10 protein-coding genes and 1 rRNA gene are annotated in these 12,804 nt (G+C 72.9%); 5 read left to right on the plus strand and 6 right to left on the minus strand.

Annotation, left to right across the window (positions count from 1 at the left end):
* Positions 1-161: 161 nt before the first annotated feature.
* From hpf to mtrA, 5 genes are all read right to left on the minus strand, one after another.
* Positions 162-851, minus strand: coding sequence for a ribosome hibernation-promoting factor, HPF/YfiA family (hpf, locus tag ACGFMM_RS22270; protein ID WP_393648123.1), 690 nt, complete (start codon positions 849-851; stop codon positions 162-164).
* A gap of 274 nt (positions 852-1,125) precedes the next feature.
* A complete protein-coding gene (locus ACGFMM_RS22275; protein WP_393648124.1) occupies positions 1,126-1,911 on the minus strand; it encodes a ComF family protein in 786 nt (261 codons plus the stop codon).
* A gap of 160 nt (positions 1,912-2,071) precedes the next feature.
* The gene (locus tag ACGFMM_RS22280) at positions 2,072-3,838 is read right to left on the minus strand and encodes an LpqB family beta-propeller domain-containing protein (protein WP_393648149.1); all 1,767 of its coding nucleotides are present in this window, start codon (positions 3,836-3,838) and stop codon (positions 2,072-2,074) included.
* A 142-nt stretch (positions 3,839-3,980) separates the two neighbouring features.
* The gene (gene mtrB, locus ACGFMM_RS22285) at positions 3,981-5,993 is read right to left on the minus strand and encodes an MtrAB system histidine kinase MtrB (RefSeq protein WP_393648125.1); all 2,013 of its coding nucleotides are present in this window, start codon (positions 5,991-5,993) and stop codon (positions 3,981-3,983) included.
* 2 nt (positions 5,994-5,995) lie between these two features.
* Positions 5,996-6,673 (minus strand): two-component system response regulator MtrA, encoded by a 678-nt coding sequence (gene mtrA, locus ACGFMM_RS22290; RefSeq protein WP_393648126.1) that lies wholly within the window; start codon positions 6,671-6,673, stop codon positions 5,996-5,998.
* Between the two features lie 431 nt (positions 6,674-7,104).
* Here mtrA and ACGFMM_RS22295 point away from each other — a divergent pair, with 431 nt between their 5' ends.
* The 5 genes from ACGFMM_RS22295 to ACGFMM_RS22315 are packed head-to-tail and all read left to right on the plus strand — an operon-like array spanning position 7,105 to position 12,548.
* A complete protein-coding gene (locus ACGFMM_RS22295; RefSeq protein ID WP_393648127.1) occupies positions 7,105-8,343 on the plus strand; it encodes a glycerophosphoryl diester phosphodiesterase membrane domain-containing protein in 1,239 nt (412 codons plus the stop codon).
* A 4-nt stretch (positions 8,344-8,347) separates the two neighbouring features.
* Positions 8,348-9,037, plus strand: coding sequence for a DUF4129 domain-containing protein (locus ACGFMM_RS22300; protein WP_393648128.1), 690 nt, complete (start codon positions 8,348-8,350; stop codon positions 9,035-9,037).
* Complete coding sequence (locus tag ACGFMM_RS22305) at positions 9,034-10,248, plus strand: DUF4350 domain-containing protein (RefSeq protein WP_393648129.1); 1,215 nt, start codon at positions 9,034-9,036, stop codon at positions 10,246-10,248. Before ACGFMM_RS22300 ends, ACGFMM_RS22305 begins: the two co-directional genes overlap by 4 nt.
* Positions 10,245-11,228: an AAA family ATPase gene (locus ACGFMM_RS22310; protein ID WP_393648130.1), complete on the plus strand. Its 984-nt coding sequence runs from the start codon at positions 10,245-10,247 to the stop codon at positions 11,226-11,228. Before ACGFMM_RS22305 ends, ACGFMM_RS22310 begins: the two co-directional genes overlap by 4 nt.
* Before the next feature lie 9 nt (positions 11,229-11,237).
* Entirely contained in the window at positions 11,238-12,548 is a 1,311-nt protein-coding gene (locus tag ACGFMM_RS22315) for a DUF58 domain-containing protein (RefSeq protein ID WP_393648131.1), read from the plus strand.
* 164 nt (positions 12,549-12,712) lie between these two features.
* Here ACGFMM_RS22315 and rrf read toward each other — a convergent pair.
* Positions 12,713-12,804 (minus strand): 5S ribosomal RNA (rrf, locus tag ACGFMM_RS22320); the annotation flags it as partial.

The raw sequence follows: 12,804 nt of genomic DNA on the forward strand, positions 1-12,804 counted from the left end.
TCGGTCGGCCAACCGCAGTCCGTGGACCACCGGTTGGCGTGCTGGCCATGATTCCATGCCCGGGCGACAGCCCGCTGATCCCGCGGTCGCACGAGGGTGCCCCTGGGGGCGCACGGGGCGCTCCAGGGGCACCGAGAGGGTTTGTGTGGGGTCGGCGGCCGTCAGCCGCCGAGCGCTCCGCCGGCTCCGCCGGCGTCCTCCCCGGCGAGCGGGTCGGACTCCAGGTGGATCACGCCGTAGTCGTACGCGTGTCGGCGGTAGACCACGCTGGGCTGCTTGTTGTCGGAGTCGACGAACAGGTAGAAGTCGTGTCCGACCAGCTCCATCTCGTAGAGCGCCTGGTCGAGCGTCATGGGGGCGGCCTTGTGGGTCTTCTCCCGGACCACCAGCGGCCCTTCGCCCTTCACCTCGACGCTGCCCATCATCGTGGTGGGCACACCGTCCAACTCCTCCGTGGGTACCGGCTCGCCGCTTCCGTTCAGGGTGGCGACGTCCGGGACCACCTCGGGTACTTCGGCCGCCGACAGCCGTCCGTTGCCGCGGCGCGTGGACCTCTTCGAGTGCTGCTTGCGCAGCCGGGCCTCGAGCTTGCCGTGGGCGAGGTCGAGCGCTGCGTACGGGTCGCCTGCTGCTGCTTCCGCCCGGATGACCGGGCCTCGGGAATGGACGGTGATCTCCACGCGGTCGGACCGGTCGGCCTGCCGCGGGTTGTGTTCCTTGGACACCTCGACGTCGAGGCTGATCACCTTGCCGTCGAGCTTCTGGATCTTCTCCAGGTTCAGCTTCTCGGCCACGTGCTTGCGGAACCGCTCGGGCACCTCGGTCTTGCGGCCCTTGACGACGATGTCCACGCAGAACTCCGTTCCCGGATCGCTCAGGTCGGCTCTGCTGCCGCTGAGCATCTCCCTTTGCACCAAGCCCCGGTCGATGGCCGGAGCTTCGGACTGGCGACTTTGACCCTCCTCCTCCCCAGTCGGCAAGATCCCCACCCCACCGACGAGAGGTTAATTCGCCTTGAACTCCTGTCCTGTAGGCGCACTCGTGCTTTCGCCGAGGAGTAGCATTCGCTTTCCTCTCACCCGAACATAGCTCGCTCGGACGGGTGTCGGCACCTGCTATCAGCACTTACCTCCGAAGAGGTGCTTTTCCCCTCTCACCACCTGCAACGTTGCGTGTTCCCCGGTAGTTCCGGTTTATTTCGAACGGACGGGGAACGGCGGCCACGACAGCCGCCCCCGACCGGGTGAATCCGTCGGTGAACGCAGCATGAACGGCACTCAGTGCCCTCGCGGCCTCCGCGAGCGAGGCGCCGGTGGTCATCAGGTCGTCGACGAGCACCACCGGCCCGTCCCCGAGCAGCCGTTCGGCGCCGGGGACGACTTCCAGGGCGCCGCGCATGTTGACGCTCCGGGCGTGTGCGCCGAGCCCGGACTGGTCGGCCACCTCACGGCACTGGCGCAGCACGGGGAGCACCCGCGCCGGCCGTCCGGAGCGCCTCAGCCCGGCCGCGGCGGCCCGCGCGATCCGGCGGGTCGGATCGTGGCCACGCGCCCGTACGGAGCGTCGCGAGGAGGGCACCGGCACCAGGAGAAGGGGGCGGGCCCCGGAGGCCTCAGACGGGCCGGCAGCGGCCCGCACGGCCCCGGCCAGTGCCGTCCCCAGGGGTCCCGCGAGCCCCAGCGCACCGCGTTCCTTGTGGGCGAGCAGCACGGCGCGCACCGGGCCTTCGTACGGCGCGGCGGCATGGACGGCCGGTAGCCCGGCGGGCGCAGGCGTCGGCCGCACCCGGCGCGCGGCCGAACCGTGCAACGCCCGGGCGCAGGACGCGCACAGCGGCGTACGGGGGCTGCCGCAGCCTCCGCAGGCGACCGGCAGCACCAGCCCGGCGATCTCGCGCCACCAGCCCTGCATGACCCCACTGTGCGCCGGTCCGGGGAATCCGGCCACCCCTGTGGAAAACCCCTGTCGCCGGCCCCGCCCGACGGGCGTTCACGGCCCTCCGTGCCACCCACCGGGCTGTTCGAATCCGGTGCAACGGAGTGGGCCCACCCGGACGAGTGACGACCCCCGGCTACCCCGGGTAGACGGGCGACGCGCCGGCCTTGATCATCGGCTGCCAGCTCGCGCCGGTCGCCAGCCGCACGATGCCGTCGCTCTGCGAGTTCGCCACGACCGGCGACCGGTCGTCGTGCGGCGCGGCGACCTCCTTGACCTCGTTGAGGCCGGGCAGCACGGACGTGGCCGACGTCGAGCCGTCCGTCTGGATGTACCGGACCTGCTCCACGCCCCCGGCCTCCGTGCCGACCACGACGAGCCGGCTGGGACCGGCCCAGGAGACCGCCGAGACGGACTCCAGACGCGGCGCGGCGTGCTGCGGGTCGACCACGGACACCACCGTCCGGCCCCCGGGCCCGGACTGCCGCTCCACGCGTCCGATCTGCAGGGTCGTACGGCCGTGCTCGTTCAGCAGCAGCGCCACGCGGACGCCGTCCGCGGAGACCCGCAGCGCCTCGACGCGGGTGCCGCTCTCCAGCCACGGGGTGCGCACCTGGACCGCCGTGCCCTCGCCGTCCGGCACCATCAGCAGCCGCGGCTTGAGCGGGTTGCGGTCGGCCACCCACAGGTCGCCGCGTCCGTCCCAGCTCGGAGCGGACAGCCGGTCCTGCGGCCGGACCGCGGAACTGACCACCTTCGCCGGCCGCGGCTCGTGGTCGGAGATGATCGACGAGACGCGCAACTGGCGGCCGTCGTGGCTCACCCCCGCCGCACGGCTCTCGTCCCGGGACACGGCGACGGACTGCAGCGGCGCGAGGCCCTTGCCGAACGGTCCGAGCGTGGCGCTCGGGCTGCCGACCTCCTTGCCGCCGGTGGGCAGCATCATCAGCGTGCCGTGACCGTCGACGAAGAACGCGTTCTCCGCGCGGCCGGACTCCCGGACCGGCGCGAACTCCTCCGCCTGCGCCTTGCTGCCCACGCACAGCTGCGAACCGTTGGACCGCTGCAGTTCGACCTGCTCGATCCGCACCGACTGCAGGTCGGCGAGCGTGAACAGCAGCTGCGCCGCCATCCGCCGGCACTGCTCGCGGCCCACGTGCGCCGCCTTGTCGTTGAGCGGCACCTTGAGGGTGCTCTGGTCGTCCGTGGCGAGGGTGGTGACGCCCTCCTTCAGCGCGGTACCCGTCGGGAAACGCGAGTCGACGACCTGCTTCAGCCAGTTCGTCGGCCCTTCGAGCAGCGCCTTGACGGTCTGCGCCACCGGGTCCATGCGGGTGACCGGGTCCTGGCGGTTGCGGATGTAGACCGGGTCCGCGACCACCCAGTCCTCGCCGGAGGCGAAGTAGTACTTGTTGATCGACCGGTAGTTGCGCTGGAAGTCGGACTCGCTGAGCACCAGACCCTGCGGCAGCCGGTCGATCCGCCACTCCTTGCCCTTGCCGTCCTCGTCGTCCACCGGCACCAGGTGAATCGAGCGCGAGAAGTCGGCGGGGCTGATCGGCTGGTAGGCGTGCCGGGCGTCGACGGTCGCGATCTGCCGCCCGACGATCGGGTACGTCAGCTCCCGCGCGTCGCGGTCCTCCGGCTGGTCGGACTGCTCGCGGTCGGGCGCGGTGGCGAGCACGGTGATGCGCTCCTCCGGCTTCCAGGTGAGCGCGGCTTCCTTGGTCAGGTACTTGCGCGCCGTCGCGAACCCGGCGTCGTCACTGGTCATCGCCTCCAGGAAGCCGGTGACGATCTCGTCCGGCGCGGCCCCTTCGCGCGGCTGCACGGCGTAAACCCGTACCTGCGAGTCCCCCGGGTTGGAGGCCCGCACCTGACGCACGTCCCCCCGGTCCGGCATCCCCGCGCACCCACTGACCAGCACTCCGCCGACCGCGAGCACCACGGCCCCACGGGCGACCCGTGCGGGCCCCCGCTCGCCGTTCGCCCCGCCCTGACCGTGCTCCGTGCCGCCGGCCGGGCCCGGGGCCCGGCGTCCGCTGTCAGCCCCCACTGGTCGTGCCCTCCCGCTCCGCCGCCGACGGCGTCCTCGTCGCCTCACTGCCCTCGCCGCCCGTGCGGGCGACCACGCGGGACACCCCGCCCGGCAGCGCCGTCGGGTCGGCCGCCTCGCGCGGCAGCCGCGGCGGGCCGGGCCGGCCCACGGCCATCGTCAGCCCGGGGCGCTCGCCGCCCGGCTGGGCCGGCAGGGCCGGCCGACGGGCCCGGCCGGCCTCGTCCGGGGACACCCCGGCCGCGGCCTGCTCGCGGTTGCGCCGCGAGTCCTCGGGCTCCAGGGGGATCGGGGAACCGCGCAGCGGCTCGTCCGCCGTCCGCGGCAGCGTGAGCCGGAACTGGGAGCCGCCGCCCGGCTCGCCCCAGGCCTGCAGCCAGCCGCCGTGCAGCCGCGCGTCCTCAACGGCGATGGACAGGCCGAGGCCCGTGCCGCCGGTGGTGCGGGCGCGGGCCGGGTCGGCCCGCCAGAAGCGGTTGAAGACCCGCGTCGCCTCGCCGGGCTTGAGCCCGACGCCGTAGTCGCGCACGGCCACGGCGACCGCGCCGCCGGCCGAGGCCATGCGCACGATCACGTCCTTGCCGTCGCCGTGCTCGACGGCGTTGACGACCAGGTTGCGCAGCACCCGCTCGACCCGGCGGGCGTCCGCCTCGGCCACGACCGGCTGCTCGTCGCCGACGACGACGATCCGGCCGCCCTTGCGCTCGGCCAGCGGCTCCGCGCCGCCTATGACGCGCCGTACGACCTCGCGCAGGTCTATCGGCTCGGCCTCCAGCGCGGCCGCGCCCGCGTCGAAGCGGCTGATCTCGAGCAGGTCGGCGAGCAGCGACTCGAAGCGGTCGAGCTGGTCGCCGAGAAGTTCCGCGGAGCGAGCGGTCACCGGATCGAAGTCGCTGCGGGCCTCGTGGATGACGTCCGCGGCCATCCGCACCGTCGTCAGCGGGGTGCGCAACTCGTGCGAGACGTCGGAGACGAACCGCCGCTGCATCCGGGACAGCTCCTCCAGCTGCTGGATCTTGCCCTGGAGGTTCGCGGCCATCTTGTTGAACGCCTCGCCGAGCCGCGCGATGTCGTCCTCGCCGCTGACCTTCATGCGTTCCTGCAGGCGGCCCGCGGAGAGCCGCTCGGCGATGCCCGCGGCCATCCGCACGGGCGTGACGACCTGTCGCACCACGAGCCAGGCGATCGCCCCGAGCAGGACGACGACGAACAGCCCGGCGGTCGCCAGGGTGGTCTTGACCAGGGCGAGGGAGTCCTCCTCCTGCGTCAGCGGGAACAGGTAGTACAGCTCGTACTGGGTGCCCTCGCGGTCGTTGAGCCGCTTGCCCACGACCAGGCCCGGCTCGGACGCCTTGCCGGAGGCGTACTGGATCCGCGTGTACGACTGGAACGTGCCCGCCCCCTGCGCCACGGCGTGCCGCAGGTCCACGGGGATGCTGGTGGTGGGGTCGACCTCGCCCGAGGCCCGGGCGCCGCGGCTCGCGGTCCCTTCGGACTCGAGGCTCAGCGCGACCACGTTGTAGGCGCTCTGCCCGCCGCTGGCGAGCATGGCGACCAGCTCGGACCGCCAGTTCACCGAGGAGCCGGCGCGGCCGCCGTCCTGGCCGCCGGGCGCGGTCGCCGTGCTCGCCCGGTCCTGCGCCGCGGCGAAACCGCCGGCGGCCTGGCTCTGCGCGGCCTTCTCCTTCGCGTCGAGCAGACCGTTGCGCACCTGGCCGATGACGACGATCCCGAGCAGCAGCACCACGCCGAGCGACATCAGCAGCGTGGCCGCGACGACCCGCAGCTGGATGTTCCGCCTCCACAGCCGTACGGCGGGCAGCAGCGGACGCCGCACCCAGCGCACGAAGAGACGGAGCACCGGTCCACCCGGTGCCCTGTCCTGAAGCAGCCGCCCGCCGAGCGGACGGCCGAACCTCAAGGGCCCGCGTCTGGGCCCGGCAGTCCGCCCCGTACGGACTCCCGGCTCCCCGGGCTTCGGAGCAACACTGCCTACGCTCATGATCAGCTCGGTCCGGCCTTGTAACCGACGCCTCGGACGGTCACGACGATCTCCGGCCGCTCCGGGTCCTTCTCGACCTTGGAGCGCAGCCGCTGGACATGCACGTTCACCAGCCGGGTGTCGGCCGCGTGCCGGTAGCCCCACACCTGCTCCAGCAGGACCTCGCGGGTGAAGACCTGCCACGGCTTGCGGGCGAGGGCCACCAGGAGGTCGAACTCGAGCGGCGTCAGGGCGATGGACTGCCCGTCGCGCTTCACCGAGTGGCCGGCCACGTCGATGACGAGGTCGCCGATGGCGAGCTGCTCCGGAGCGGGCTCCTCCGACCTCCGCAGCCGCGCCCGGATGCGGGCGACGAGCTCCTTCGGCTTGAACGGCTTGACGATGTAGTCGTCAGCCCCGGACTCCAGGCCCACGACCACGTCGACGGTGTCGCTCTTGGCGGTGAGCATGACGATGGGCACGCCGGACTCGGCGCGGATGAGCCGGCACACCTCGATGCCGTCCCTGCCGGGCAGCATCAGATCGAGCAGCACCAGGTCAGGCTTGGCTTCCCGGAAAGTGGCGAGTGCCTTGTCTCCGTCCGCCACGAACGACGGCTCGAAGCCTTCGCCCCGCAGCACGATCCCGAGCATTTCGGCCAGTGCGGTGTCGTCGTCGACGACGAGAACGCGTCCCTTCATATCGACATCATCCCATTTCCGTATCAGTCTCAAGGCGGCTGGTGAGATAGCTCACTGGCCGGCACCGACGTTCCCCATGATCGTCCGGCGCTGGTCACCTCGTGCGTGGGTGTCGACGTCAGGCGTGCAGGTCACCCCGTGGCCCCCGTGGCCGGCCAGCACCGTACCCCGAGCAGCCGGAAGATCACCGCTCCTTCACCGGCCCCTCTTGCGCCGTCTACTCGTGAGTTTGTACGGACTGGTCGCACTCCGCCCCTTCTGCACCCGGTGACCTGCGCAGCCGAGCCGTGAAGGAGCTCCCCGGGCCCGCCCGCCGGCGGGCCCCGCGTGGCACGATGGCAGCCGGCCGGCCGCCCCACAGGGCTGCCGGGCGCTGAGACCGGGCCGGCTCGGTGAGCCGGCCCCGCGACCGAAACTCGAGGTGGACGACAGTGAACGACACTCCGGGCTGGGCCTCGCCCGGATCTGCGCCCTCCGATCCCTCCGACGGCCGCGACGACGCCGCGATCCCGCGGCCCGCCGGCCCCGCCGACGCGGACGAGTCCGGCGTGAAGTGGTCGAAGGAACAGCCGCCCGCGGGCCAGTGGTCGCCGCCCACCGCGCCCGCCGCGGGCGACGGCGCTCCCGTCCCGCCGCAGCAGCAGCCCCAGCAGGGCTGGGGCGGCGGCTGGGGTGCCCCGGCGCCCGCGGCCGCCAAGCCCGGAGTGATCCCGCTGCGCCCGCTCGGCATCGGCGAGATCCTCGACGGCGCGGTGTCGACGCTGCGTACCCACTGGCGTCCCGTGCTGGCCATCTCGATCACGGTCGCGGTGATCTCGCAGATCGCGACGATCCTGGTCCAGCGCTATCTCGTACCGACCCCGCCGGACGTCAACCCGGACGCGTCCCCGTCCGAGGCGATGGCACAGGCCGCCGACAGCCTGCAGTCCTCGCTCCTCGCCAGCGTCCCGGCCCTGCTGATCACACTGGCCGCCACCATCGTCAGCTCGGCCCTGCTCACCGTCGTCATCAGCCGCTCCGTCCTCGGCCGCGGCGTGACGCTGGCGGACGCCTGGCAGGAGGCCCGCCCCCGGCTGCTGCCGCTGCTCGGGCTGACAATGCTGCTGCCGGTGTTCGCGCTGGTGACCCTGACGATCGGGCTGGTGCCCGGCCTGCTCATCGGCGGCGTCGGCGGCGGACTGCTCGCCGCGCTCGGCGCGCTGGCCGCGTTCCTCCTCATCACCTGGGTCGTCTTCCGCTACAGCCTGGCCCCGCCGGCGCTGATGCTGGAGCGCCGCGGCGTCGTCGACTCGCTCAAGCGGTCCGCGAAGCTGGTCAAGGGCTCCTGGTGGCGGATCTTCGGCGTTCAGGTGCTGATGGCGATCCTCTCCGCGCTGGTCACGATGATCATCCAGCTCCCGTTCATGTTCGTGGCGCTCCTGTTCGACGGCGACTTCATCAGCAGCCTGATGCGCGGCGACACCCCGGAGTACAGCTGGGCCTTCCTGATCGTCACGGGCATCGGCGCGGTGATCGGCTCCGCGATCACGTACCCGATCTCCGCCGGCGTCGTCGTCCTGCTCTACGTCGACCAGCGCATCCGCCGCGAGGCGCTCGACATCGAACTCGCCCGGGCTGCGGGCCTGAGCGGTCAGGACCCCGCCACCGGCGCCCAACCCGCCGGGAGCTGACGGGGTGATCACCACGGGGGGAACGATCGCGGCGCGCCTGCTGCTCCGCGTACGCACGGACGTGCCGGTGGACACGCCCCGCGACCCCGCCCGCGAGGCGGCGGAGCGGGAGCTGTCCAAGCCGATGTACCACGAGAACGACCCGAGCCTGCTCCAGCGTGCGCTGGACAAGTTCTGGGAGTGGGTCGGCGGACTCTTCGAGTCGGCCTCGGGCGTCGGCTCCACCGGCTGGTTGGGCCTGACCGCCATCGCGGTCGTCGTCGTCGCGCTGATCGCCGCCCTGTGGTGGCGGCTCGGCACCCCGCAGCGCACACCGGGCACCGCGGACTCGCTCTTCGACGAGGGCCCCCGCACGGCCGCCGAGCACCGGACCGCCGCCGACCGCCACGCGGCCGCCGGCCGCTGGAACCAGGCCGTCCAGGAGCGGATGCGCGCCGTCGTCCGCTCCCTGGAGGAGCGCACCGTCCTCGACCCCCGGCCCGGCCGCACCTCCGACGAGGCAGCCGCCGAGGCGGGCCGCGCCCTGCCCGGGCACGCGGACGAACTGCGCGCCGCGGCCCGCACGTTCGACGACGTCACGTACGGCGGCCGCAGCGCGGACGAGTCCGCGTACCGCCGGGTGGAACGCCTGGACGGAGCCCTGGAGCGGACGAAGCCGAAGCTCGAAGCCGCCACCGAGGGGGCCGCCCGATGAGCAGGACTCCCACGAGCCCGACCTCGACGGCCGTACCCGCCCGTGTGGTGTGGACCCGCACCCGCGGACTGCTCGCCGGTCTCGCGATCCTCGTCATCGGCGCGATCGCCCTGGCCGCCGTGCGCTCCGGGGACCATCACGGCCGGCTCGACCCGCGCTCCGCCGACAAGCTCGGCAGCCGCGCCGTCGCCGAACTCCTCAAGGGCCAGGGCATCACGGTCACTCCGGCCACCACGCTGGCCGAGGTCACCGCCGCCGCCGGCCCGGACACCACCGTGCTGGTCACCACCCCCGACCTGCTGACCCCGCGTCAGCAGCGAACCCTGAGCTCCGCGGTCAACGGCGCCGGCCGCACGGTCCTTCTCGCCCCCGGTCCCGCCTCCCTGGGCACCCTCGCCCCGGGCGTCACCAACGCCTCCGCCGCCCCGGTCGAGAACCTGCAGCCGGCCTGCGACCTCCCGGCCGCCACCCGCGCCGGCAGCGTCCTCCTCGGCGGCGAGACGTACACCTCCTCCCTCCCCGCGTCGCAGACCGAGCTCTGCTACCCGAGCGACGGCGACCCGGCTCTCGTCCGCGTCAAGGGCGTCGACGGCGACCTCGTCGTCCTGGGCGCTCCCGACCTGCTCTACAACGACCGTCTCGACGAGCAGGGCAACGCCTCGCTCGCGCTTCAACTCCTCGGTTCCCGCACCCATCTGGTCTGGTACCTCCCCTCTCTGTCCGACCCCTCGCTCGCCGAAGGCTCCTCCGACGAGTCGTCCGAGGAAGGCGACGTCGCCACAGGCTTCCTCTCGCTCGTCCCGTCCGGCTGGCTGTGGGGCACGCTGCAGCTCGCCGTCGCGGCCCTGCTCGCCGCCGTCTGGCGGGCCCGCCGCCTCGGCCCCCTGGTGACGGAACGTCTCCCGGTGGCCATCCGCGCCTCCGAGACCACCGAGGGCCGCGCCCGCCTCTACCGCAGGGCCGGCGCCCGCGACCGCGCCGCCACCGTCCTGCGCACCGCGACCCGCACCCGGATCGCCCCCCTGCTCGGCGTCGCCCCGCGCGACGCCCACGCCCCCGACGCCCTGCTCCCCGCGGTCTCCGCCCGGCTCCCCGAGAGCGGCCGCGACCTCAGGGACCTTCTCTACGGCCCGGCTCCCGCCGACGACGCCGCCCTGATCCGCCTGGCGGACCAACTCGACGCCCTCGAAAGAGAGGTACGCACCTCATGACCGCCCCGACCCCCGCGACCGTTGAGAACTCGGACGTCGCCCGCGCCTCCCTGGAGGCCCTGCGCGCCGAGATCGCGAAGGCCGTGGTCGGCCAGGACCCCGCCGTCACCGGTCTCGTCGTCGCCCTGCTCTGCCGTGGCCACGTCCTCCTGGAAGGCGTTCCCGGCGTCGCGAAGACCCTGCTCGTCCGCGCACTGGCAGCCGCACTCGAACTCGACACCAAGCGCGTCCAGTTCACCCCCGATCTGATGCCCGGTGACATCACGGGCTCGCTCGTCTACGACGCCCGCACCGCCGAGTTCTCCTTCCAGCCCGGCCCGGTCTTCACCAACCTGCTGCTCGCCGACGAGATCAACCGCACCCCTCCGAAGACCCAGTCCTCCCTCCTGGAGGCCATGGAGGAGCGTCAGGTCACCGTCGACGGCACCCCGCGCCCGCTGCCCGAGCCCTTCCTCGTCGCGGCGACGCAGAACCCGGTGGAGTACGAGGGCACTTACCCGCTCCCCGAGGCCCAGCTCGACCGCTTCCTGCTCAAGCTGACGGTGCCTCTGCCGTCCCGCGAGGACGAGATCAGCGTCCTCACCCGGCACGCCGACGGCTTCAACCCGCGCGACCTCCAGGCCGCCGGCGTCCGTCCGGTCGCCGGACCCGCCGAACTCGAGGCCGCCCGCGCCGCCGTGGCGAAGACCTCGGTCTCCCCCGAGATCGCCGGCTATGTCGTCGATATCTGTCGTGCCACGCGTGAATCCCCCTCACTGACGCTCGGGGTCTCTCCCCGAGGAGCCACCGCACTGCTGTCGACCGCCCGCGCCTGGGCCTGGCTCACCGGCCGGGACTACGTGATCCCGGACGATGTGAAGGCCCTCGCTCTGCCCACCCTGCGTCATCGCATCCAACTGCGGCCCGAGGCCGAGATGGAGGGAGTCACCGCCGACTCCGTCATCACCGCGATCCTCGCCCACGTACCCGTCCCCCGCTGAGGCAGCGACGTGGCCCTGACCGGACGAACCGCGCTCCTCGCCGCCATAGGCTCGCTCCCCGTCGGCATCCTCGCCCCCAGCTGGGCGGGGATGCTCGCGGTGAACGCGCCCCTCTCCCTCGCAATTCTGTGCGACTACGCGATGGCGGCGCCAGTGCGAACGCTGCGTTTCACCCGAAGTGGTGATACGTCAGTTCGACTCGGTGACGCGGCGGAAGTGCAGCTCACCGTCACCAACCCCTCGCGCCGGAAGCTGCGGGCCCATGTCCGCGACGCCTGGCCGCCCAGCAGCTGGCTCCCCGGCACCGAACAGGCTGCGTCCCGCAACGAACTGACGATCCCCGCAGGGGAACGCCGACGCCTCACCACCGTCCTGCGGCCGACCCGCCGCGGCGAACGCAAGGCCGCCCGCGTCACCGTCCGCTCCTTCGGCCCGCTCGGCCTGGCGGCCCGTCAGAGCAACCACGAGGTGCCTTGGACGGTCCGCGTCCTGCCCCCGTTCACCAGCCGCAAACACCTGCCCTCCCGGCTGGCCCGGCTCCGCGAACTCGACGGCCGCACCAGCGTGCTCACCCGCGGCGAGGGCACCGAGTTCGACAGCCTCCGCGAGTACGTCCCCGGCGACGACACCCGCTCCATCGACTGGCGCGCCACCGCCCGCCAGACCACCGTCGCCGTCCGTACCTGGCGCCCCGAGCGCGACCGCCACATCCTCATCGTCCTCGACACCGGCCGCACGTCGGCCGGCCGCGTCGGCGACGTCCCGCGCCTCGACGCCTCGATGGACGCCGCCCTGCTCCTCACCGCCCTGGCCTCCCGCGCCGGCGACCGCGTCGACCTCCTGGCCTACGACCGCCGCGTCCGCGCCCAGGTCCTCGGCCGGTCCGCGACGGACGTCCTGCCGGCCATGGTCAACGCCATGGCCCCGCTCGAGCCCGAACTGGTCGAGACCGACGCCCGAGCCCTCGCCGCGACCGCCCTGGCCAAGGCCCCGCGCAGTTCGCTCCTGGTCCTGCTGACCAGCCTGGACTCCGCCCCCGTCGAGGAGGGCCTGCTGCCGGTCCTCCCGCAGCTCACCCAGCGGCACACGGTCGTGGTCGCCTCCGTCTCCGACCCGCACACCGCCGAGATGGCCCGCGCCCGCGGCTCCGTCGACGCGGTGTACGAGGCCGCCGCCGGCGCCCAGGCCCAGGCACAGCGCCTCCGCTCTGCGGAACAGCTCCAGCGCCACGGCGTCACGGTCGTCGACGCGACACCGGACAACCTCGCGCCGGCGCTGGCGGACGCGTATCTCGCACTGAAGGCGGCCGGCCGTCTGTGACGGCTGCTGCTTTCTGAGCAGGTGAGTGGATCTCTTCTGATCGCCTCTGATCACCTCTGATGAGGAAATCCACTCACCGTCGCGCCCTGTTCTCCGTGCAGAGCCAAGAACCCATAACGCAGAAAAGCCCCGCACCAGAGGTGCGGGGCTTTCCCGTAAAATTTGTTCGGCGGCGTCCTACTCTCCCACAGGGTCCCCCCTGCAGTACCATCGGCGCTGAAAGGCTTAGCTTCCGGGTTCGGAATGTAACCGGGCG

The organism is Streptomyces sp. NPDC048604 (assembly GCF_043199435.1).
Classification (GTDB): domain Bacteria; phylum Actinomycetota; class Actinomycetes; order Streptomycetales; family Streptomycetaceae; genus Streptomyces.